Origin of the sequence: Synechococcus sp. CBW1107, assembly GCF_015841355.1 — a bacterium.
Classification (GTDB): domain Bacteria; phylum Cyanobacteriota; class Cyanobacteriia; order PCC-6307; family Cyanobiaceae; genus Regnicoccus_A.
Genome location: NZ_CP064908.1, coordinates 3,055,583 through 3,078,815, shown reverse-complemented (window position 1 = coordinate 3,078,815; position 23,233 = coordinate 3,055,583). Strand labels below are relative to the sequence as shown.

Genomic DNA, 23,233 nt, shown 5'->3' with positions numbered 1-23,233 from the left:
CCTGATCAGTGGCTCGCGGAGGGGGGCCAGATTTCGTGTCGCATCTGGGCCAGTTTTCGCTGTCGCCTGACACACCGCCGGCATCCGCTGCTGGCAGCGCAATGGCTTTCAGGTGGTGGGCACCCTGCCTGGGGCTTTTCGCCACCGGCAGCTGGGTTACGTGGACGCCCTGGTGATGTTCCAGGGACTGGTGGAGGGCCCAACCCCATGAAGGTGCTGCCACTGCGGCTGACACCGGGCGACGATCTGCGCCAGGCGCTGGAGACCTGGATGGGCGAACAACAGGAGCAGGCCGGCTGTCTGATCAGCGCCGTGGGGAGCCTGTCGGTGGCCCAGCTGCGCCTGGCGGGAGCAGCCGAGGCCACGGTGATCAACGGCGAGCTGGAGATCCTCAGCCTCTCCGGCACCCTCTCGCCCGATGGTGCCCACCTGCACATCGCCGTGGCCGACCGCAGGGGCACAGTGATCGGCGGCCACCTCTGCGCCGGCTCGCTGGTGCGCACCACCGCCGAGCTGGTGATTGGCCTGCTGCCGGACTGGCAGTTCAGCCGCGAACTGGATCCAGCCACCGGCTACCCCGAGCTGCGGATCACTCCTCAGGCTCGGAGCTGAGGGGCGGCAGCCGCCGTTCCACCTGCAGAAACACCAGCCAGGCCACTCCGGCGCTGATGCCGCCGGTCCAGTCGTTGCGCAGCAGCTCCACGATCGACACCGTGCTGGCGCCGATGCGCAGGCCGCGCAGCAGAAAGCGCCCCAGCTTCTCCAGCGACTCCCGGTTCACCGTCATCAGCTGGGACCAGCGCAGAGGAGTTTCAGGTTGGCGAAGCAGCCGGCGGCAGCAACCGCTCGATCGCTTCCGGGGCCACGCCCACCTGCTGAGCAATCAGCAGCACCAGTTGCTCCAAACGAACGAGGCGTTGCTCCAGGGCCTGGAGCTCAGCAGTGCCGGCCTTGCTGCTCGTGCCACCCGTGCCCTTCCCACCTGAGTGAGGTTTGGGCTTGGGAGGGGGCAGCAGGGACTGGGGTGGCGGGCCGTTGGGATCGGCCAGCAGCAGGCCCACCATCACGTCCTTATTGGCGCGCTTGGCCACCTTGATGCCCCTCTGCGCGCAGAGCTCCTGCAGGGTGTCGTTTTTCAAGGCCCGCAGCTCCGCTTCCGTGGCGGGCGCGCCGCCCTCGGGCTGGATCAGGGCGCGGGGTTCCTCGACCGCGGTGGCGCCATCGCCCAGCTCCTCCGCCAGACCGCGATAGAGCCGGGCATCGGCCTGGGCCAGCTCACGCAGGGCGGAGCGCATGGTGTCGGCGATCTCACCCATGGTCATCGGCTCCTTTGGCTTGATCCTGGGGCTGCGGCTGGGGCTGCGACTGGTTGGGTGGCTGCAGCTGGGGGGTTGTGGGCTCAGCCGGCTTTGGGGGCTGGCTCCCGTTCAGGCTGACGTCGATGGGCCCAGGCACACCGTCGCCAGGGGGTGGGGTTGTCGCAACTGCGGATCCGTGGCCGTTGCCACCTGGTGGGGGTGGCGGCGGCGTCAGCAGATCCTGGGACTTATTGATCAGCTCCTGCTGCTTCTGCTTGAGATCGCCGAGGCGGTCCTTGGTGCGGCCCCAGCGATTGATGAAATGAATCACGGCCCGCATCAGATCACCGAGATAGCCGCCGCCTTGAAAGGTATGGCGGCCTTTCTTGTACCTGCTGAAGCCATTCACCAGATCATCGCCGGCATCTTCAATGTCTCCCGCGATGGCCGTCACGATCTCCAGGAGCTCATAGAGTTCCTTGCGTTGGGGCAGGTCACGGCTGGCCAGGGCCGTGATCCGTTCCTTGAGGAGAGCGGTTTCATCCTTGGCCTTGTTGGCCAGGCGCCGGTGCTGGGCGCGGCTGCGCATCAAGCTGGAGTAGCAATTTCTCAGCTCCAGATAGGTGCTATTGAGCACCTCGCGTTCAAGCGGTTCCGGATCTGGTGGGAAATCAGAGGTTGGGGGCAGGAAGACCATGCCAGGCAGCACATCGGCGTCCATCTTCCGAATGCAGCTGCAAGGTGCGGCGATTCACAGGAGGCTGGATCTATGCGTGGGGTGAATAGTTCTGGCATCACCCCGCGTGACGACTGAGGCAAGAGGAGTGCGGAAGGAGCTGCAGATGCGCAGCAATCTTCACAATGTCGCTGGAATCGTCCGAGCAAAGCGGAATCAGTCCGCACAAGACCGCAGGCTCGCTCGCTGCCACGCTCTCCCCTGTTTCAGCTCAGCCGGGGTCTGCACCGTCAGCCAAGCCTGCTTCTGCTGGTCATTCGCAGGAGAAATGGTCCCAAACCGGGAGAGTGGGCTGAGGCTGTGCTCACTGACGCCTGCTCCACTCTCGCCATGCCCCAGATCGACCTGCTCCTTGCTGCTGAGCTTTTGGTGGTGCTGCTGCTCGTCGCCACCATGGATGCAAACTCCCCGCGGGCGGGGGTAGCGGAGCCAGAGCCGCCCGTGCAGTGGGCTGCCGAGACCGACCTGCATGCCCAACGCATCCTGCGGCTGGAGAGCCGCCGGACCACAGGCCTGGCTCCTCTGCGCTGAGGGCAGCAGCGATAGCGCTTCTCAGGAACTCGATGAACGAATGCGCTGCTGAGACACCTGCTGCCGCAGCAACGCCACGAAGCTCTCCCCCTCGCGCCGCATCAGCATCACCGGACAGGCCGACACGCCCCACCGTGATGTCGCCGCCTTCTTCCAGGATCGCTTCGATGTTGGGGTAAGCCATGGGATGGGTGGCGAGGTGATCTTGGGGCTGTCAGTCGGCTGGTTCTGAGAGCTGCAGCATCAACGTCGAGGCACTGAGCGGCGAGGGGCGAAATCCAAGCGAGCGGTAGAAGGCAGCCGCCTGCTCGTCGATCGCGTGCACCAGCAGGGCTCTGGCGCCGATCAGACGCCTGGCGGCAAGGCTGCGCCGCAGCGCATCGGCCACCAGGGCGCGGCCCAGGCCCTGGCCCTGATGGCGACGATCCACCGCCAGCCGGCCCAACACCACAACGGGAAGGGGGTCGGGCATGTTGCGTCGCAAGGCACCGGGCACCTCCGCCAGCACGATCGCCCCAGCCGACAGGCAGGCATAGGCGATCACGGCGTTGCCCTCATCTGGGCAGAGCACCACGGTGCGCGACACCCCTTGGCGCTCATTGGCCAGGGCCCGCTGCTGCAGCCAGCGGTTCAAGGCGGCGTTACCGCAGTCGAAGCCTTCCAGCTGATGCTGCGGGCCAAGGGGCTCAGGCGGGCGCATGCCAGGGCAGCGGCAGCTCGAGCAGACGGTCGATGCTGGCCTGATCCTGGGCGGCAGCGCCGGAATCCTCCAGATCCACCAGCAGGGCCGTGGTCTGCTCCGGCGTCAGAGAAAACAGCGTGCGATCGAGCAGCACATCCCGTGCTCGCTCCTGGCAGCTGCGCAGGATGAATTCGGTGCGGCTGATCCCTTCTGCCGCTGCGGCCTGATCAATCAGCTGGCGCTGCTCAGCCGAGGCCCGCAGCTGCAGCACCTGATCGCGCGCCATCACCCCACTCTCGTTGTCATGACATTGTAGTGCGCTCTTTTAGACCGGTTGGTACACCGCCAGGGCGGCCTGCAGCCGCTCCTGATGCTCCTGGCGCAGCTCCGGCGGGGCTTCAATGCGGATGCCGGCGCCGAAGGCAAACAGCCAGGTGCGCAGGTCGATGTCGGCCATAACGGTCCAGCTGGGTAGATCCAGCTCCACCGGATAGGGATGGCTGTCGGCTGGCGAACCAGGCTCCAGCACGTGCGGCGCCTTGGGGTGAAACCACCACGTATCGCCCGGCAGGGGCCGCGACAGGCGAGTGTGCTCGATCGGGTACCGCTGCAGCCCCTCGCGGATGAAGGCGAAGCACCAGCCCTGGCTGCAGAAGCGCAAGGTGCGCAGTTCCCGCTCGCGGCTGCGGCCGCGGGGGTGGCAGAGGCGTAGCTGGGCCGCCAGATCCTCACCGAAATAGATGCCGCCGCTGTGGTGCAGCAGGGTCTGCAGGCGAGCGAGGGCCTGCTGGTGGCTGTCATCGCTGCGGCGGGTGCCCCGTTCGCTGCGGCGAAGGGCGAGGCGATCCAGCCGCTCGCAGCGGATCAACCCCTCCTCCTGGCCGGGGCTGTCCTCCTCAAACACCAGATACCAGCCGATGGTGTGGAAGAGCAGCTGCAGCGGCCACACCCGAAACGTGCCGAGAGGACTGCCGGGAAAAGAGCCCACCGAGACATAGCGCTCCAGCTCGATGCGGCGCCGCTCCACGATCGCCGTCTCCAGCGCCTCGGCCTGCCGCTCGGCGGCCAGGGAATCGGGCCGCACCAGGGCGGTGCTCACAATCGAGCGGTTGGCGAAGGCCCGCACCGGGGTGGCGCCGTCCACGGCGATGCCTCCCCAGGCGAGGCGCTGCTCCAGCTCCCGCAGCAGATCCTGGGCGGTGGGATCGGCCAGCCGGCCGGCGGCCTGGCTCACCACCCCATGGATCTCCCGCAACCGGTGGGCCGAGAGCAGGGCGGTGCCGATGGCATAGCCGTGGCGCACATTGTCGTTGCGGTGGCGGAAGCCATAGGGGGTGAGCAGCTTTTCCAGGTCTTTGCGCAGGGTGGCGGCCTCGGAAGGCAGGTAGGCGCCGGGGATGGCCTCAGTGCGCTCGATCAGGTGCTCGGGCAGGGGCACGCCGCCTGCCTGATCAAAGGGTTGCTGCAACAGGTGGCGCAGCAGGGTGAACACCCGCAGGAACACCGGCCCATCGCCCATGGGCGGGAAGCCACCGTTAACCCCACCAGGCCAGGGTCCTGTGGCGGGTAGCTCAGGCTGGGGCGGCGCCAGCTGGATCGGCGCCAGGGCGGGCTCGGCGCTGCAGAAGCCATTGGCCTCCAACCAGGCCAGATCCCCCCGGATCGCGGTGGCATCGCCGTAGCAATCGCCGTGTAGCCGCCGCAGGTAGGCCGCCGCCTGATCCGCCAGGTCGCCCTCGGGCAGGGGCGACACGATCGCCTCCAGCTCCGCGCGGGTGGCGGGGTCGGCGGCGGAGAGCTCGGGGAAGGTGGTGAGCAGCCGCAGCAGATGGAGCAGCCGCTCCAGATCCAGCAGCCGCGAGTACCCGTGCAGCTGGAAGCGCTTCTCGCGGTTGCGGGCCGAGCGGATGCGGTGATCCATGCGGGCCAGCTCATCGCGCAGCAGGGCCTCCAGCTCGCGGCCGTGGGTGGGCACCACCGCCACCACCGCCGCAAAGCCCTCGGCGCGAGATGGCCCGAACGCCGGATCAGCCAGGGCGGCGGCCATCTCGCGGATCACCGGCTCGGGCACCAGGCGCTTGCGGGTCTGGTTCCAATGCAGGCAGGTGGCGAGCGGGGTGTAGAGCCACCAGCCGATCCACTCCACCGGCACCGGCAGGCTCAGGGCCTGGGTGATCGCCAGGCGCCAGGGCCGGCGGGCATGGGTGGCATCGAGGATCACCGGCGTACCGGCGGCCACGGCCTCGCGGAGGCGCTGGTGCAGCAGGGCTTCGATGTCGCGCCAGGGGCCCTGCACGGCCGCATCGCCGAACAGCTCGCCGCGCACCACGTCGGTGGAGAGCACCACGGCACCGGTGAGCTGGGCCAGCACGCCAGCCAGGGTGGTCTTGCCGCTGGCGGGCGGGCCAATCAGCAGGTGGCAGCGCAGGGGCGCAGGCGTGGGCGCAACTGGTGGGCTGGTCATGGCCACAGCGTGGCCGCTGGGGCGTGCCACCGCAAGGCCCTACAAGCGAAAGAGCAGATTTAGGACCAAGCCACGACTGGGTTCTGTCGAGCGGCTTTGCTATTTCGCAGGGAGAACTGCAGGAAAACCGCCCGCGCTGCTGAGGCTGCTCCCAGCGCCTCATCCATCCCATGGCTTCCCCGCGCCCCCCGTCGCTGGCCCAGGCCCATCACTACCGCCTGCCGGAGCTGCTGCACGACATCCGCCTGCTCGATCTGCTGGAGCTCTGCGGCACCACGGTGCAGACCAGCCGTCACCTGCAGCTGAGCCAGCCCACCATCAGCCGCCGCTACCGGATCCTCTCGGAGGATTTCGGGTTGGTGCGCGATCGCCGCCAGCTCTGGGGCTGCGGCTACGGCACCTCCGCCGCGATGCGCCTGCTGCGCCTGGGTTGCCGCGCCCATCGCCTGGCCTCTGGGGTGGCCCGGATCGGCAGCGACCTTCTCCATCACCCCCTGCTGGCGGGCTGCCCCTGGCTGCTGCCCACCCCCCAGCGGTTCCGGGCGGCGGCCAACTGGCTGGAGCTGGTACGCCAGGGCGTACTCGATGGCGCCCTGATCTCAGGCCTGGAGCTGGAGGAAGCAGAAGGACTGAACCACCAGGAGCTGGAGCTACTGCCGCTGGGGGAGCTGCCCCTGGCCCTGGCGTTCTGCCCCGAGGCGCCGGTGCTGGTGGGCGCTCCCCCCGGCAGGCCTGCCCCCGGCGGGCGTGTGGCGGAGGTGCTGGTGCCCGATCGCGGTGTGGCGCCCGGCCTGCGGCGGCTCCTGCGGGAGCTGGGGCTGCCCCTACGCAGCGGGGGCAACAGCCTGCAGACCCCAGACGACTGGATCGGCCGGATCCAGGGCAGCGCCCTGGCTCTGGTGGTGGCCGATCGGGAGGCCGACACCTGGGCCTGCCTGCAGCGCTGGCCCCTGGGCCAGGGGCCACGGGCTTCCCGCCCGCACTGTCCGGTTTGGCTGGCGTTGCCGGCCGACTGGCAGGAGCACCCGGTGTTGCGGCACACCGCCCAGGAACTGGGCCGGATCGGCGCCGCGCAACAGCTGGAGGGCTGAAATTATGCGCTCCGTGCATAGATCCAAGACTCGCGGCTCCAAGTGCTTCTGTTGTGCTGCCGCATCGCTTCCGCTAGGTGCAGACTGGCCGCAGCGTCCCCTCACCCCCATGACAGTCCCGCCGCTCCAGGCGGACCACCACCTTCTTGAGGCTGCCCGCTGATGGACGTTTTCTCCTTCCGCGACCGGGTCGTTTCGGACTACGGCCAGTTCAGCCGCAGCTTCACGCAGATCAAGGCGCCTGATCTGCGGGACTTTGTGGATGGCCGCTATGGGGCGGGTGAGTACTGGCCCTCACCCCTGATCCAGCTCAACCCCAGCTTCGTGGGGGGAGGCAGCATCGGGTCACTGGTGGAGGAAGGCCTGCTGCACCAGGAATGCAGCCGCATCTTCCGCTGGGGCAAGGACAGGGGCGACGGGGTGGAGTTGCTGCTGCACCGCCACCAACGGGAAGCGATCGTGATCGCGCGCGCCGGCGGCAGCCTGGTGGTGATCTCGGGAACGGGTTCGGGAAAGTCGCTTGGTTACATGATCCCGATCATCAATCGGGTGCTGGAAGAACGCGAGCGGGGAGATCAGAGCAAGCGGATCCGGGCGATTGTCATCTACCCGATGAATGCCCTCTGCAACAGCCAGGTCGAGGAACTCCAGAAATATCTGGGCTGGGGTTATCCCGATGGCCCCCGGGTCACCTTTGCGCGTTACACAGGCCAGGAGAGTGAGGAGGAGAGGGAGAAGATCAAGAACGATCCTCCCGACATCCTGCTCACGAACTATGTGATGCTGGAGTACATTCTCACCCGGCAGGATCCGCTCGATCAGAAGGTGATCAGCGATGCCCAGGGTCTGGAGTTCCTGGTGCTGGATGAACTGCACACCTACCGGGGGCGCCAGGGCGCTGATGTGGCCTTGTTGGTGCGCCGGGTGCGGCAGCGGCTGAATGCCGATCTGATCTGCATTGGGACGTCAGCCACGATGGCCTCGGAGGGCACGGCGGCTGAGCGCAACGGCACGGTGGCGCAGGTGGCGAGCAAGTTGTTCGGCACCAGTATCCCGGTGGAGAACATCGTCACCGAGACGCTTGAACGCCTCACGGTGGGTGATCTCCCCTCGGCAGCGGAACTCAGCGCAGCCCTGGATGGCGACTACTCGCCCGATGCCACCGCCTCCTGGACGTCAGACGATCTCCGGCAGCACCCCCTGGCCCGCTGGGTGGAGCTGCGGCTCGGCTTGGAGCGGGAGGATGGCCGCGCCGACGGCAAGTGGGTGCGCTGCCGGCCCCGCACGCTGCAGAAAGCGGCCCTGGAGCTCGCGGTCACCAGTGGGCGCCTGAATAAGGGTGCCGACCCTGCTTCCGAGGCAGCCCGGCAGGCCAGGGATGCGGTGCTGCCCAGCTTGCGGCAGTTCCTGCTGGCGGCCTACCGGGTCGAGGTGGGTCCGAACCGGCGCTTCTTCGCCTTCCGACTGCACCAGTTCGTCTCTGCCGGTGGCGATGTGCACGCCAGCCTGGAAGCGCCGGGGCGCCGCTACCTGACGCTGAAGGGCCAGAAATATCAGCCCAACGCCGGCCGCCAAGCCTTGCTGTACCCGGTGGTGTTCTGCCGCAGCTGCGGCCAGGACTTCCACCCGATCTGGGCCCATCTGCACAACCGCCGGCCGGAGCGTTTCGAGCCGCGTGAGTTTTCGGATGAATCCAGCCTGCGGGAGCGGGATGTGGTCAACGGCTACCTGATGCCGGATGCCGACGGTGCCTATGAGGTGGAGGATCCTGAGCAGGCCCGCTTCCCGGACGGCTGGCTGGAGACGAATCGCGACGGCGAGCTGGTGCTCAAGCGCACCTACCGCGAGTTCGCCCCAGTGCCCTGCCGCGTCCGCTCCGATGGCACAGCAGACCACGACGGCACTCCGGGCTGGTTCCTCAAGGGCTCATTCCGCTTCTGCCCCAGCTGCGGGGTGGAGCACAACGTGCGCGGCAGTGAGTTCCGCAAGCTCTGCGGCCTCAACTCAGAAGGCCGCAGCTCCGCCACCACCACCTTGAGCCTGGCTGTGCTGCGCCAGCTGCTCAGCTTCCCGGAGGACGAGATCCCAGATAACGCCCGCAAACTGCTGGCCTTCAGCGACAACCGCCAGGACGCCTCCCTGCAGGCGGGTCACTTCAACGATTTCGTGCGGGTGCTGCAGTTACGGGCGGGCCTGGTGGCGGCCCTGCGGGCCCGGCCGGATCAGGAGCTGAGCCTGGAGATCCTGGCGCTCGACACCGAGAAGGCGCTGCGCCTGAGAGCTGACGACTTCATCGCCACCAAAGGCGTCAAACCCAACGTGGAGCAGGAGCGCCGCCGCGCCCTGCGCGGGGTATTGGAGTACCGGCTGCTGGTGGATCTGCGCAAGGGGTGGCGGCTCACCAACCCCAACCTGGAGCAGCTGCGGTTGCTGGAGATCGACTACGCCGAGCTGGTCAACTGCGCTGAGGATCAGACCGACTGGCAACAGCGCCATCCCCTGCTGGCCCAAGCCAGCAGTGAGGAACGGTTCCTGATCCTGCATCGATTGCTGGAGGAGCTGCGCGAGCGGCTCGCCATCGACTGCGATGCCTTGGGGCTGGAGGAGTTCGAGCGCCGCCGCAAGGCCTGCTTCGACCTGGAGGAGGTGTGGGGCATCCGGGCAGAAGAACAGCCCGAGCTGGCCCGCACCGTGCTGATGAGCCCAGTCACGGCCGAGCAGCGCCTGCAACGGCTGGAGGGTCTATCGCTGCGGGGAGCGTTTGGACGCTGGCTCAAGGCCCGCGAGCGCTGGCTGTCGGTGGAGGAGCTGCACCGCGGTCTGAAGTGGAAGGACGACCTGTATCAGGAGATCACCGGCCACCTGCTGGCGATGCTCACGGCCTGGGGCCTGGTCAAGCCCAAGGAGGTGAAGGTCGGCAAGCGCAAGAGCGAGGTGCTCCAGGGCTGGCGGTTGAACAGCTCAGCCCTGCGCTGGACGCTGGTGGATCCTGATGCTCCTGCGCAGGACGGCTATGCCGAGCGGCTGCGCCAGCAACTGGAATCCAGTGGCCGGCGCGGGCCTGTGAATGCCTACTTCCGCAACCTCTACGAAGACCTTGCTGCGCTGATTGCCGACCCGGGCCAGGCCGAGGGCAGGCCCTTTGTGCAGACCCTGGAAGCGCGGGAGCACACCGCCCAGGTGGATGCCGGCGTGCGCGAGCAACGCGAGAAGCAGTTCCGCGATGCCCGGCTGCGGCTCCTGTACTGCTCGCCAACAATGGAGCTGGGCGTGGACATCTCCGCGCTGAACACCGTCTACATGCGCAATGTGCCGCCGACGCCGGCGAACTACGCCCAGCGCAGCGGCCGGGCGGGGCGCAGCGGTCAACCGGCGCTGGTGCTCAGTTACTGCGGCGCCACCTCACCGCACGACCAGTACTTCTTCTCCGATCCCACCCGCATGGTGGCCGGTGCGGTGATCGCACCGACGCTGGAGCTGGCCAACGAGGAACTGCTCAAGGCCCACTTCCGGGCGCTGTGGCTGGCCGCCACCCGCCAGCGACTTCCGGGCAAGGTGAAGGAACTGGTGGATCTCGCCGCAGAAAACCGGCCCCTGCTGGCGGAGCTGCACGAGGCCCTGGCCAGCCATGACGCCTGCGTCAGCGCCCAGGCTGATGGCCAGGCGATCGTCGACGACCTGCTCGAGAACCACTGGCTGGGCAGCACGCCGCCGCCCTGGCTCACCGGCAGCTGGTTGGACGCCCTGATCCGAGGGGCAGCCATCGATTTCGACGCGGCCCTGCGGCGCTGGCGTGAGCTGCTGGAGGCGGTCGACAGCCAGTTCGCCCAGGCCCAGAAGGATCTGGCCAACCACGCCCTCTCAGAGCGGGAACGGCAGGCGGCCGATCAACGCCAGCGGGCGGCCCGATTGCAGCAGCAGCTGCTGTTGGCTGACAAGCCGGGGAGCAGCAACAACAACGACTTCAGCACCTATCGCTACTTGGCCAGCCAGGGCTTCATGCCGGGCTACAACTTCCCCCGCCTGCCGCTGATGGCCTACATCCCCGGCACGCGCGAGCAGGTGGGCGGCGGCACCTTCATCACCCGGCCCCGCTTCGTGGGCATCAGCGAGTTCGGGCCCCATTCACTGATCTATCACGAGGGCAACACCTACAAGGTGCGGGGCGCGATCCTGGGCCTGCAGGACAACGCCGTAGCCACCGGCACCGCCACCCTGGCTACCCAGGACGCCCTGCTCTGCGGCAGCTGCGGCCACGCCCATGTGGGCCCATCCACGGAACTGGAGCTCTGCCGCCATTGCGGCGTGCCGCTCAAGGAGGAACCGGTTGGCAAGGCAGTCCGCGTAAAGCAGCTCTATCAGATCGAGCAGGTGAACACCCAGCGGGCTCAGCGCATCACCTCCGACGACGAGGAACGCCAGCGGCTGGGATACGAGCTGCTCACCACCTACGAGTTCCCGCAGGAGAACGGCGTGGTGAAGGTGTCGCGGGCGCGGGTGAGCAGGGGCGGCCAACCGCTGCTCGAGCTCAGCTATGCGCCGGCCACCACCATCAGCCGCATCAACCTCGGCTGGCGGCGGCGGGAGAACCGCAGCGACATGGGCTTCCCGATCCACCCGATCAGTGGCCGCTGGGGCGGCGAGAAACAGCTCGCGGCCGGCGATGGCGCCAAGGGCGCTGGTGAGGACGACAGCGCTGAAGTGGGCTACATGAAGATCACGCCCTTCGTGCAGGACCGCAAGAACGCCTTGCTGCTCCAATTCGCCAACAACTGGGAGCCCCTGCACCTGCTCAGTCTCAAGAACGCACTCAAGCGCGGCATTGAGGTGGCCTTCCAGCTGGATGGCAGCGAGATCGCCGCCGAATTGATGCCGAACGAGGAAGAGGCCAGCGCCCTGTTGCTCTACGAGAGCGCTGAGGGTGGGGCTGGGGTGCTGAGCCGATTGGTGGAAAGCCCCTCCGCGCTGCGGCAGCTGGGGCGCACCGCCCTGGAGGTGTGCCACTGGAACCTGAGCGATCCACTTCCATCCACAGAGGCTGCCCTGAAGGATGCCGATCCGGAATGCGAGGCCGGTTGCTACCGCTGCCTGCTCGGTTATCACAACCAGCGCGAACACGACCGGATCGATCGCCGCATCCCGGCGCTCAAGCAGTTCCTGCTGGATCTGGCCAGCGCTGAGCTGGAGGGTCAGGGCGGCAGCGACAGCCGCAGCGAACGGCTGGAGCGCCTTCACGGCTTCTGCCAGAGCGGTCTGGAGCGCCTCTGGCTCGAAACCGCCTTCCGCCTCGGCCATCACCTGCCAGATGACGCTCAGAAGGAGGTGAACGGCCATTTTGTCACCCCCGATTTCACCTACCGGGAGGCGGCGGCGCTGGTGTTCATCGATGGTCCGCACCACAACAAGCCTCTGCAACAGCGGCTGGATCAGCAGAAGCGCCAGGCCCTCAAGGATGCCGGCATCCGCGTGGTGGTGTTCGACCAACACAGCGAAGAATGGCCAGCGGTGTTCCGGGAGCACGCCTGGTTGTTTGGAGAAGGGAAGGGAGCTAGTAGCAACGGCTCTGCCGGCAGCAGCCCGCCTGCATCGGCGCCACAACGATCAGGAGAACCCGCCCCTGATCCGAAAGCCTCGGGAACGGATCTGGGGGAGGCCCTTGATGCCGTCTTTGCCCAACACCAGCAGCTGTTCGGTAAGGAGGCACAACCATGACCTCCACAACACCCCCGACGGCCCCCCAGGCCACAGAGCTGCCTGACATCCCCAGCCCCGGCTCGATCGTGAAGGTGCGGGGACGGGAGTGGGTGACGTTGCCCCAGAGCCGCATGGAAAAGCAGGACCAGGTGCTGCGGCTGCGGCCCCTGGGCGGCGGTGATCAGACGATCGCCACCCTGTTCTGGCCGCTGGAGGGCGAGCAGGTGAAGCCGGCCAGCTTTGCCCTGCCGGATCCGGCCTTGAGCGGCTCCCAGAGCTCGGCGCTGCTGCTGCGCGATGCCCTGCTGCTCAAGCTCCGCGCCGGTGCGGGGCCATTCCGCTGCCTCGGCAACGTGGCCCTGGAGCCCAGGCCGTACCAGCTGGTGCCGCTGTTGATGGCGCTCAAGCAGGAGGTGAGCCGGGTGCTGATCGCCGACGAGGTGGGCCTCGGCAAGACGGTGGAGGCGCTGCTGATCGCCCGGGAACTGCTCGATCGCGGCGAGATTCGCAAGGTCACCGTGATCTGCCCGCCGCATCTCTGCGAGAAGTGGAAGAGCGACATGATCCGCCAGTTCAACCTCGCTGCCGAGGTGGTGCGACCCGGTACGGCTCAGAAGCTGGAGCGGGGACTGCCGGCCGGGAAGTCGATCTTTGACGTGGTTCCGTTCACGGTGGTGAGCCTCGACTGGATCAAGAGCGACCGCAACCGCGAGGGCTTCCTGCGCAGCTGCGGCGAGTTCGTGATCGTCGATGAGGCCCACACCTGCGCGGCCCGCAAGGGTGGAGGGCGCCAGCAGCGCTATGAGCTGCTGCGGGGTCTGGCGGCCGATCCGCAACGCCACCTGGTGCTGCTCACCGCCACACCACACAGCGGAGACCAGGAGGCATTCGACAACCTGCTCGGCCTGCTCGACCCGAAGTTTGAAGGTCTCAGCGAGATGCCCGAAGGGCAGCGCCGCAAGGATCTGCGCGATGAGCTGGGCAACTATTTCGTGCAGCGCCGCCGCCTTGATCTCAAGGAGGAGTGGGGCACCGAGGGCGCCGATTTCCCCGATCGTGAAACCCGTGAAGCCACGTACACCCTCAGCGGCGATTGGGGAAAGCTGTTCGATGACGTGCTGGCCTATGCCCGTGAACTCGTGGAGCGGAGCGTTGGCGAAAGCAAGTTGCGCCAGCGCATGAGCTGGTGGGCGGCCCTGGCGTTGCTGCGCTGCGTGAGCAGCAGCCCCGCCGCAGCCTCCGCATCCCTGCGCACCAAGCTGTTCAATCTCCAGAACGGCGCTGATCCAGCATCAGCCCCCAGCGAAGACGAGCTGGCCGATGACCTGGAAGCGATGGCCACGCTCGCCGTTCTCGATGGCGCCGAAGAGGAGTTCAGCGCAGAAGAAGCCGCCCCAGGGGCCGATCTTGCTGACGTAGTAGATGCCGAGCTGCTGAGGGACCTGATCGAGCGCTCGGATCGCCTACGCGGCAAGGCCCACGATCCCAAGCTCAAGCAGCTGCTGAAAGAGCTCAAGGCGCTGCTGGCGGAAGGCTTCCGGCCGGTGATCTTCTGCCGTTTCCGGCCCACCGCCCACTACCTGGCAGAGCAGCTGGAGCAGGAATTGCCCAAGCGCGCTCACGTGGTGATGGCGGTCACCGGGGATCTGCCGCCGGAGGAGCGGGTGGAGCGCATCCGCGAGCTGCAGAACGAACTCGCCAACGGCAAGGTGCCGGTGCTGGTGGCCACCGACTGCCTCTCAGAAGGCATCGACCTGCAGCACATCTTCGATGCGGTGATCCACTACGACCTTTGCTGGAACCCCACCCGCCATGAACAGCGGGAGGGGCGGGTGGATCGCTTCGGTCAGGCCCGCAGCGCGGTGCGGGCATTGATGCTGCACGGCGGCGACTCCAACCCGGTGGATGAACGGGTGCGGACGGTGATCCTCGAGAAGGAAAAGACGATCCGCAAGGAGCTGGGGGTGAGCGTGCCGATCCCAGGTAATGCCAACACGATCACTCAGGCGGTTCTCGGCGGGATTTTTAGCAAGGCCGCCAAGGCAATTCAGGGGTTCCTCAACCTCGGCTTGCCTGGCTTCAGCGGTTCCGGTTCAAACCTGGATGCCGTGCTTGACGCCGAATGGCAAAGCGCCAAGGAGAACGCAAAAGCCACCCGCACGATCTTTGCCCAGCGCAGCCTCAAGCCAGAAGAAGCGCTGCGGGAATGGGACCGCACCCGCGAATCCCTCGGCAGCGCCGATGCGGTCGAACGCCTGGTGCTCAACGCCTGCAGTCGCCTCAAACTCCCCATCGGGCCGCTGGGGGGCGCCAGCGGCAGCTGGGAGCTCGATCTCACCCGCCTGGAGGACAACCGCCAGGCCCTGAACGAGCGCCTCCGCAGCCACGACCTCGGCGGCAAGCTGCGGCTGAGTTTCCGCCCACCGGCCCGTGACGGCAGCCAGCAGCAGGGCTGCCAGCTGCTCAGCCGCTCCCATCCCCTGGTGGTGGAGCTGGCGGATTTCGTGGCCGAGCGGGCCCTCAGCGGCCTGGAGCCTGAGCTGGCGGCTCGCGCCTCCGTGATCCGCACCAAGGCCGTGACCAAGCGCACCCAGGTGCTGGTCCTGCGGCTGCGGCACCAGCTTCACCAGTCGCGCTGGACGGGCAATCAGTACGAGGCCCTGCCCGATCTGCTGGTGGAGGAATGCCTCACCGTCAGGGTGAGCGCTGATGGCCTGGAACCCCTGGATGGGGCCGCAGCGCTGGACCTGCTGGAGGCGCCTGCCAGCGGCAACGTGGATCCGGGACAGCGCCAGCAGTGGCTCCAGGAGGCGATCTCCGAACTGGATGGGCAGCAGCCCGCGCTGGCAGCCTTGGCCGAGCGGCGTGCCGATCTGGCGGAGGAAGACCACCGGCGGGTGCGGGAGGCCTCGCTGCGCTCGGGTGAGTCGCTGCGGATGCGCTTCCGCTGTGAGCCGAGCCTGCCGGTAGACGTGATCGGCCTGATTGTTCTCCTCCCTGCCCCCACCCTTTGAGCCATGGCCCGCACCACCGCCACCGTCAGCTTCCAGGCGATCGAGCTCAAGGGCAGCCTGCTGCCGGGGTCGCTGCTGGAGCAGGTGGCCCGCCTGCAGGCCACCCTGCAGAAGGAGGCCGACTACGGACTGGCCAAAGGCGAGCGGCTGCGGGAACGGATCGACACGGCCTGGGTGCGGCTCAAGGAAATCTGGGAGGAATACCGAGATCTGCGGGAGCGGGCGGCACAAGGCGCTAGCGGCCTGCATACCTCCGTGCGCATCCTGCGCGAGGTGCTGGGCTGGCCGGACCTGCAGCCCTGCATTGGCTGGCAACACGGCGACGCCCACTTCCCGATCACCCAACGGGCGTTTGAGGGCGCCGTGCCCCTGATCGTGCGGGGCATCGCGGCCGATCAGCTCGACAAGGGCAGCAGCCAGTTCGGTCAGGAAGGGCGCCGGCGCTCCCCCCACAGCTGCCTGCAGGAATGCCTCAATGCCGACGACAACGCCAACTGGGGGCTTCTGCTCACAGGCGATCGGCTGCGGCTGCTGCACGACAACCCCTCGCTGGTGAAGCCGGCCTACCTGGCGGTGGATCTGGAGCTGCTGGTGGAAGGCGAGCTGTTTGATGAATTCGCGGTGCTCTGGCTGCTGCTGCACGCCAGCCGCTTTCGCCATCCGCAGACGGGCAGCTGCGTGCTCGATGCCTGGAAGGAGCAGGCGCAGGAGGCGGGTGAGCGGGTGCTGGGGCAGCTGCGCAACGGCGTGCAGCAGGCCCTCGAAGCCCTGGGCAATGGCCTGCTGCAGCATCCCGAGAACGAGGCCCTGCGCTCCCAGCTGGCCAGTGGCGCCCTCAGTGGCCAGGAGCTGCACCGCCAGCTGCTGCGGTTGGTGTATCGCTTCCTGTTTCTGTTCACCGCGGAAGACCGCGATCTGCTGTTCCCCCGAACCCTGGGCCAGGAGGATCCGCGCCGCCGCATCTACCGCGAGGGCTACAGCGTGGGGCGGCTGCGGGAGCTGGCGATCCGCCGCAGCGCCTCGGAGGGGCCTTACGGCGATCTGTGGCAGACACAGAAGCTGGTGTTCCTCCAGCTGCGCCAGAGCAGCTCACCGCTGGGCCTGCCCGGCCTAGGGGGCCTGTTCGCCGAGCCGCAATGCCAGGCACTGGAGCCGTGCGAACTGGCCAACCGCTTCCTGCTGCGGGCGATCCGAGCGATCGGCTGGTTCCAGGCTGGCGACACGCTCACCCGCGTCAACTACCGCGACCTCAACACCGAGGAGCTGGGCAGTGTGTATGAGGGGCTGCTGGAGCTCCATCCCCAGCTGGAGCGCGCTGGCGGCAGCTGGCAGCTGAGCTACGGCGGCGGCGCCGGCAGCGACCGCAAGACCACCGGCAGCTACTACACGCCGGATCAGCTGGTGCAGCTGTTGATCGTGTCGGCCTTGCTGCCTGTGATTGCCGATCGGCTCAGCAAGGCCACCACGGAGCAGGAGAAAGAGGCAGCGCTGCTGGAGATTCGGGTGCTCGATCCGGCCTGCGGCAGCGGCCACTTCCTGCTGGCGGCGGCCCGGCGCCTGGCCCTGGAGCTGGCCCGCATCCGCGCCGGTGATGAGGAACCCAGCGAGGAGCTGCGCCAGGAATGCCTGCGCGAGGTGGTGGCCCACTGCATCTACGGGGTCGACAAGAACCCGATGGCGGTGGAACTGTGCAAGGTGGCCCTCTGGATCGAAGCGGTGGATCCCGGCAAGCCGCTCAGCTTCCTCGATGCCCACATTCAGTGCGGTGATTCGCTGGTGGGGGTGTTCGACCCGAAGGTGCTGGAGCAGGGGATCCCCGATGAGGCCTACAAACCGCTCACCGGCGACGACAAGCCCACCTGCACCAGCCTGAAGAGGGAGAACGCCAGCTTCCGCAAGGCAGGCCAGAAGGGCACCCTGCAGGGCACACTCAATCTCCAGAGCAGCCCAACGATCAGCCGCAGCCAGCAACGGCTCAAGGAGATCGAGGCGATGCCCGAAACAACCCTCGCGGAAGGATCAGCCAAACAGGCGGCCTATGAAGCCTGGGAGCAGGAGAGATCCAGCGATCCCCAGGCCCTCGCCGCCGATCTCTACACCGCGGCCTTCTTCCTGCCCAAGACCAAAGACAGCCGAGCCAAGGTGCCCACCACTCAGCATCTGCTGCTGCTACAGAGCGGCCAGGAGATCCAGGGTGATTTGGAGCTGGCGGTGGAACAGGCCACCAGAGACTTCCGCTTCTTCCATTGGCACCTGCGCTTTGGCGAGGTGATGGAGAGAGGGGGCTTTGATTGTGTGCTGGGAAATCCACCGTGGGGATCAGAACTTGATTTCAGAACAAAAAACTATCTGAAATCGCTTCAGTCATTTGTAGACTCCTCGACCCCAAATGCATTTGCATACTTCTGTGGCCTGACCCTGGGCCTTCAAAAGATTAGCGGCCGATGCGGAATGGTGGTGCCGGACAGCATTTTATTCAAGGACTACTCGCAACTCAGAAGTGGTCTTTCTACGCTAGTTTCTCGCATTCTTTGGTTTCAGAACTCGGGAGCCCCAAGCAAGCTCAGGCTGTTTCCTGAAGTCGACCACGATTTTTGCATTCTCGCATGGTCAGGGAGTCCAAGTCTTTCTGCCGATGTCAATGTTTCACAGATAGGCCCCGATGGCAGCTTTGTCGTGACCGAGAGGCAGCTTCAAAAAAGCTTCTTTATCAAGAAGGAATTTGATTTTATCTATAACATATCGATGACTGATAGTGCTCAGCAAATCGCGATTCACGTATCGTCTCTTTCAACGCTATCGGACCGCTTTAGTTGCAACGAAGGGATCCATACCGGTAACTGCAGAGATCTCCTTTTCCATGAAGCATGCGTGAATGATCACTGCAAGCCTCTATTCTATGGAGCCGGTGGCGGTGACAAGATCAACAACTACTGCTCACAAAGGGCTGGGTGGTGGGTTGATTATCGAAAAGAGATTATTGATAAATCAGAAGGACTGTACGCTTCATTAAGGGATGAAGCCATTTTTGCCGGGGCAAAGATCTACGTCACTCGCACGGGTAATCCGTTTAAAGCTTTCTATGATAACTGTTCTTACGCGTCCAATAACTTCTTTTCGATTAAGCTAATCAGATCAGGCTCGGTCGGCGAAGACACTCTGCTCCTCGGAACGCTCCCATTTATTATCTCACCATTCGCCCAGTACTTTATTCGGCGAATTGCCGCACCTCGGATAGGGCAGGCATTCATTGAAACCAAGATTACGCACCTTATGAAGCTTCCTATCCCGCAGCTAAGCAGCCAGCAAGTTGAAACATTGGCTGAGCTGGTCAGACAGGTAATAGATGCCAAATCAAAAGGCATGGAAGAATCGGCAAATGAACTAGAAATGGAAATACAAGCCAAGGCACTTGCCGCTTATCAATTCAACGACGCAATGCTTGCCGAGATCCTTCAATGAACATACCAGCATTCTCGCCCCAACCATTTGTTGATAAGCAAATCGCTTATTGGACTATTCAGCCTTACGTTATTCAATTCACTGCCCACGGCCTGAATCCCTGGGCCGAAGACCTCGGCTACGACGGCCCACTCTTCATCTTCGATCCCGAACGCCGATCCCTGCTGCGGGCTGAACTCGATGCCTTCTACGCCCACCTCTACGGCCTCAGTCGTGATGAGCTGCGCTATATCCTCGATCCATCCGATGTGATGGGCCCCGATTACCCCAGCGAAACCTTCCGCGTGCTCAAGACCAACGATCTCCGCCAGTTCGGCGAGTACCGCACCCAGCGGCTGGTGCTGGAGGCGTGGGATCGGTTGTTTGGGGCCCCATGAGCATCCGATACGGGCGCCCACTGCCCAAGGGGCCAAGACCAAAACCCCCTCAGCCGAAGCTGGGAGAAGTTGGGCCATTGCGAGATCTCATCCGCAGCCAACGCAAACGGAAAAAGACAAAGCAAACCCCCACGGCTCAATCTTCAACCAGCAAAGCCAGCCAGCTCACAAACATAGATGCTCAGAAGCAGACAGCAACGAAAAAGAAGAAAAAGAAGGCCAAGCCTGAACGATCAAGGCAAAATACCCCCGTCAGAGTGGAGGTCGGAAGAGCTCCCCGGCCATCTTTACCTGGTGGCCTTGATGGCTCTGCTAGGTCTTCCCGGGTTGTTGTTGAGTGGAGAAAAGATGCCCGTCGTTACCTTGCCTGGGGGAGAATAGGAGCGAAGAAGGTCGATGGATGGCGAGAATGTTCGGCTGAAACCGCCTATCAGCAGTTGCTAAAAAAGCTTAGCCCAATTGGGACCAAGCTGAACATCACTGATTCGCAAATTCCTGTTGCTGAGATCCTCGATCTCATCATCGCGACAGGAAAAGTGCTTAAGCCAAGACAAGGAACCACTGTGCCCCCTTCTCGACCCAAACCGCTTTTATCTCAGCAGATGCAAAGCCGTTCTCGCCGGAGTTCGCATCCCAATCAGGACACAGGGCAGCCCCGCTCAGCTGCCGCAGAGGCTGCTCGTCACGAAGTTTTGGTGATCAGACCAAGCGACGGCCAACCTTCAACAACAGCATGGCGACGCCAATCGTCCAGGCAACCGGCCAATGATGCAAAGAAACGCAAGCAGATGCTTACGCGTCAGCGCAGGGAACTCCGGCGCCTGAGCTGGCTTCGACGGCATGGCTATGAAGCGCGTCAAGCTCCCAGGGACATGATGGATGTGGCGCTTCAGGGTGGATCGCCTGGTTTGAAGCGCTGATCGTCATGCCCCTCGTCTCCCTTCCTGCTTACACCGGAAACGCTCGAGTAATTGGAATCTTCCCAATCGGCAGCTTGCGCCTGCGCCGGATAACCGAATTCCGCCAGTTCGGTGACTACCGCACCCTGCGGCTTGAGGCCTGGGATCGGTTGTTTGGGTGTTGTGGCCTGACGCGGATTAAAATCAGACCATGCTGACCTCACTCCACCTCAAACAGTTCAAGGCATGGGCTGATACGGGGTCGATCGCCCTCAAGCCCATCACATTGCTGTTGGGGACTAACTCGTCTGGGAAGTCGTCCCTGATTCAGAGCTTGCTGCTGCTGAAGCAGACCGTGGAGTCGCCCGACCGCACCATTCATCTCAATCTGGGTGGCGATGATCGCAATGATGTTTTCAATTTTGGTGATTTTTCCAGCATCCTGACCCAAGGATCCACAGATCGCCAGTTCGAGATCCATTTCACATTTTCACGCAGCAGCACTGATGAGAGGATTACCGCCGGAGCATTCGATGCCGTTTATGGGCAAACGGCTAATGGGGCCGTTGTTAATCAACTGCTGCGGCTCAGCGAAAAATCAGATGGTCGAGTCTTCCGCGTGCAGCGCCGTGACAAGGGGGCTTTTGCTATCTACGTGGACTCGGAGGCAACAACACGTGGCAAGAGCCGCGACTACGCCCCTGAACGATCGATTGCCTTTGCCAGTAAGGCCGTCACGTTGTTGGGTGAGGATGGCTCAGTAGTCCAAGACATCAGCCTGGCGATCCGTCGCGAACTGGAAGGATTGGTTTATTTGGGCCCCCTGCGCAAGAAGCCTCAGCGTGATTATCCCTGGAACAAGGGCCAGCCAGGCATCATCGAGCCTGATGGCAAGCAAGCGATCGATGTCTTACTCGCCAGTGCCCTTCTGCAGGGGCCCGATCGGAATCGAATCATCGAAAAGGTTTCGCATTGGCTCAAGCGCATGGATCTGGCCGATCAACTTCAGGTTCGTCAGGTGGGCCGTTCAACCCGCTACGAAGTTGTCATTGACTCCCAGTCCGTTGCGGCAAACCTTCGTGATGTGGGGATCGGTATTTCCCAAGTACTGCCAGTTCTCACCGTGGCCTTTTTCGCGCCACCTGGATCCACTGTGATTCTCGAAGAGCCTGAGATTCATCTCCATCCTTTGGCTCAGTCAGTGCTCGCAGAGTTTTTTGCTGAGGTAAGCCGTGAGCGTCAGATTCAGTTCGTGATCGAAACACACTCAGAGCATCTCTTCCGCCGGATGCAGACTTTAGTGGCCAGAGAGGAGCTCAGTACGGAGGACTGTGAACTCTATTTTGTTGAGAAAGAACAGGGGCAAGCCCAGTTGCGACGACTCGAGCTGGATGCCTACGGCCGTGTTACCAACTGGCCAGAGCGCTTCTTTGGTGATGCACTTGCTGAGACACGCGAGCAAACCCGTCTCACGATCCATCGATTGAAAGGGCAAAGAGCAAAGAGCCAATCATGAACCTTTTTCTTGTTGATACCAATGTGATGATCGCTGCTAGCGCAGTGAACGAGCTGTCAAGGAGGTTTCCAGATGCGATGCCTGAGGAGATTGAGCTCAGAGAGCTTGTCTATGAGTGGCTGGCTTCGTTTGACCAGTCAGACAATTGGATTGCCCTTGATGAAGAGGGGCTGATTTATGACGAGTACGACCGCAACCTTCCCTTTAATGCGCACGGGCAGGAATATGGCATGCAGGTTCTACAATACAAGCTTGATCGCAATCAGGTGATCCATCTGCCAATCAAATCTCTTGACGCGAACGGCGAGCACATAGCAGTTCTCGAACCTGAGCATGAAGGGCTTGTCAAAGACAGGGCAGATCGCAAATGGGTTGCAAGTGCGCTCTCCGCTAGGAAACATTGCGATGTCGTACCGCCAATCGTTTACGGCGCCGAAACGGATTGGTATGTAGCCGAGGAGGAATTAATTGCCATAGGGCTCTGTTTTCTGCGTCTCCTGCCCGAGGAGTGGTATAAGTCGCGGACTGATACTTGATGGTTGCCTCCTTCTACCGCTTCCCACACACCCCACACCTCGCCTGGCTGGGTAGCGGCCCCGTTCGCGATGACAAGATCTTCACCACCCATGAAGCCAAAGCTTTCCTCGCTCAACCCGTAGTGATCGAAGAAAAGATTGATGGCGCCAACATCGGCTTCTCACTCAGCGCAGAAGGCAATCTGCGCATCCAGCAGCGCGGCGACTATCTTCAGGCCCCTTACAACGGTCAGTTCTCAGGTCTGAAGACCTGGCTCGCCCTGCATGGACCCGATCTTGAAGCGTTCCTTCGAGAAACTGAGCACCGCGACCTGATCCTTTTCGGCGAGTGGTGTGCCGCCCGCCATTCGGTGGCTTACACCCACTTGCCTGATCCTTTCTTGCTGTTCGATGTTGCCGATTCAGCGCGACAATGCTTCTGGAGCCGCCAGAGGCGAGATGTCGCTGCAAAGAAGCTGGGTTTGGTCACCGTTCCCCTCCTCCAGGACAACAGTCGCCACACCGTCAACGGACTGCGCAGCGAGATTAATCATTTTCACAGCCGCTTTCACCCAGGCCCCCCGGAGGGAGTGATCCTCCGCCAGGACAATCTGCAATGGTGCAAGGGTCGGGCCAAGCTCGTCCGGCCTGATTTCAACCAGGCCATCGAAAAACATTGGAGATCTCGGCCGATCGAATGGAACGGAATCGATTACAGCCTGGCTCTCAACCATTGACTTCATCAATAATCGTTTCGCTGTCCCAGGCTTTGCCGATCGAGCGATCCAGCCGTCTCAGTAGCGCCACGAAGCTCTCGCCTTCTCGCCGCACCAGCATCACCGGACAGTCGTAGCTGGTGCTGGCGGCTGCCACACACTCGCCAGCTACCCGGCCCACCGTGATGTCTCCGCCGTCATCAAGGATGGCTTCAATGTTGGGGTAGGCCATGGCTCT

18 protein-coding genes are annotated in these 23,233 nt (G+C 64.2%); 12 read left to right on the top strand and 6 right to left on the bottom strand.

Features of this window, described 5'->3' with window-relative positions; all coding sequences use genetic code 11:
* The first annotated feature begins 207 nt into the window (after positions 1-207).
* Positions 208-612, top strand: a complete 405-nt coding sequence (locus I1E95_RS16020; protein ID WP_197163954.1) for a PPC domain-containing DNA-binding protein — start codon at positions 208-210, stop codon at positions 610-612.
* Here the strand turns inward: I1E95_RS16020 and I1E95_RS16015 are convergent.
* Both I1E95_RS16015 and I1E95_RS16010 read right to left on the bottom strand, forming a co-directional pair.
* Positions 590-787 carry a hypothetical protein gene (locus I1E95_RS16015; protein ID WP_197163952.1) on the bottom strand — a complete coding sequence of 66 codons (198 nt, stop codon included), beginning with the start codon at positions 785-787 and terminating at the stop codon, positions 590-592. The genes I1E95_RS16020 and I1E95_RS16015 overlap by 23 nt on opposite strands.
* Before the next feature lie 25 nt (positions 788-812).
* Entirely contained in the window at positions 813-1,316 is a 504-nt protein-coding gene (locus I1E95_RS16010; protein WP_231594706.1) for a hypothetical protein, read from the bottom strand.
* Between the two features lie 178 nt (positions 1,317-1,494).
* On the opposite strand from I1E95_RS16010, the gene I1E95_RS16005 reads away from it, so the two are divergent.
* Together I1E95_RS16005 and I1E95_RS16000 are read left to right on the top strand one after the other, a co-directional pair.
* A complete protein-coding gene (locus I1E95_RS16005) occupies positions 1,495-2,112 on the top strand; it encodes a hypothetical protein (RefSeq protein ID WP_197163948.1) in 618 nt (205 codons plus the stop codon).
* A 252-nt stretch (positions 2,113-2,364) separates the two neighbouring features.
* Positions 2,365-2,565: a hypothetical protein gene (locus tag I1E95_RS16000; protein ID WP_197163946.1), complete on the top strand. Its 201-nt coding sequence runs from the start codon at positions 2,365-2,367 to the stop codon at positions 2,563-2,565.
* Positions 2,566-2,779: 214 nt separating this feature from the next.
* On the opposite strand, the gene I1E95_RS15995 is transcribed toward I1E95_RS16000, so the two are convergent.
* The 3 genes from I1E95_RS15995 to I1E95_RS15985 are packed head-to-tail and all read right to left on the bottom strand — an operon-like array spanning position 2,780 to position 5,711.
* The gene (locus I1E95_RS15995) at positions 2,780-3,265 is read right to left on the bottom strand and encodes a GNAT family N-acetyltransferase (RefSeq protein WP_197163944.1); all 486 of its coding nucleotides are present in this window, start codon (positions 3,263-3,265) and stop codon (positions 2,780-2,782) included.
* Entirely contained in the window at positions 3,252-3,533 is a 282-nt protein-coding gene (locus I1E95_RS15990) for a DUF1778 domain-containing protein (RefSeq protein ID WP_197163942.1), read from the bottom strand. Before I1E95_RS15990 ends, I1E95_RS15995 begins: the two co-directional genes overlap by 14 nt.
* Positions 3,534-3,572: 39 nt before the next feature.
* Positions 3,573-5,711, bottom strand: a complete 2,139-nt coding sequence (locus I1E95_RS15985) for an AAA family ATPase (RefSeq protein WP_197163940.1) — start codon at positions 5,709-5,711, stop codon at positions 3,573-3,575.
* 170 nt (positions 5,712-5,881) lie between these two features.
* Between I1E95_RS15985 and I1E95_RS15980 the strand changes: the two genes are divergently transcribed.
* From I1E95_RS15980 to I1E95_RS15940, 9 genes are all read left to right on the top strand, one after another.
* On the top strand, positions 5,882-6,802 hold the full coding sequence (locus I1E95_RS15980) for a hypothetical protein (RefSeq protein ID WP_197163938.1): 921 nt from the start codon (positions 5,882-5,884) through the stop codon (positions 6,800-6,802).
* Positions 6,803-6,964: 162 nt separating this feature from the next.
* On the top strand, positions 6,965-12,514 hold the full coding sequence (locus I1E95_RS15975; protein WP_197163936.1) for a DEAD/DEAH box helicase: 5,550 nt from the start codon (positions 6,965-6,967) through the stop codon (positions 12,512-12,514).
* Positions 12,511-15,510 carry a helicase-related protein gene (locus tag I1E95_RS15970; RefSeq protein ID WP_197163934.1) on the top strand — a complete coding sequence of 1,000 codons (3,000 nt, stop codon included), beginning with the start codon at positions 12,511-12,513 and terminating at the stop codon, positions 15,508-15,510. Before I1E95_RS15975 ends, I1E95_RS15970 begins: the two co-directional genes overlap by 4 nt.
* A gap of 3 nt (positions 15,511-15,513) precedes the next feature.
* Positions 15,514-18,972, top strand: coding sequence for an N-6 DNA methylase (locus I1E95_RS15965; RefSeq protein WP_197163932.1), 3,459 nt, complete (start codon positions 15,514-15,516; stop codon positions 18,970-18,972).
* Positions 18,969-19,349, top strand: a complete 381-nt coding sequence (locus I1E95_RS15960) for a hypothetical protein (protein WP_197163924.1) — start codon at positions 18,969-18,971, stop codon at positions 19,347-19,349. Before I1E95_RS15965 ends, I1E95_RS15960 begins: the two co-directional genes overlap by 4 nt.
* Positions 19,350-19,426: 77 nt before the next feature.
* A complete protein-coding gene (locus tag I1E95_RS15955) occupies positions 19,427-20,269 on the top strand; it encodes a hypothetical protein (protein ID WP_197163922.1) in 843 nt (280 codons plus the stop codon).
* A gap of 190 nt (positions 20,270-20,459) precedes the next feature.
* Positions 20,460-21,764 (top strand): DUF3696 domain-containing protein, encoded by a 1,305-nt coding sequence (locus I1E95_RS15950; protein ID WP_197163920.1) that lies wholly within the window; start codon positions 20,460-20,462, stop codon positions 21,762-21,764.
* Positions 21,761-22,300, top strand: coding sequence for a hypothetical protein (locus I1E95_RS15945; RefSeq protein WP_197163918.1), 540 nt, complete (start codon positions 21,761-21,763; stop codon positions 22,298-22,300). Before I1E95_RS15950 ends, I1E95_RS15945 begins: the two co-directional genes overlap by 4 nt.
* Complete coding sequence (locus I1E95_RS15940; protein WP_197163916.1) at positions 22,300-23,016, top strand: RNA ligase family protein; 717 nt, start codon at positions 22,300-22,302, stop codon at positions 23,014-23,016. Before I1E95_RS15945 ends, I1E95_RS15940 begins: the two co-directional genes overlap by 1 nt.
* Here the strand turns inward: I1E95_RS15940 and I1E95_RS15935 are convergent.
* Complete coding sequence (locus tag I1E95_RS15935; RefSeq protein ID WP_197163914.1) at positions 23,006-23,227, bottom strand: hypothetical protein; 222 nt, start codon at positions 23,225-23,227, stop codon at positions 23,006-23,008. The two genes, I1E95_RS15940 and I1E95_RS15935, sit on opposite strands and share 11 nt — an antisense overlap.
* Between the last annotated feature and the right edge of the window lie 6 nt (positions 23,228-23,233).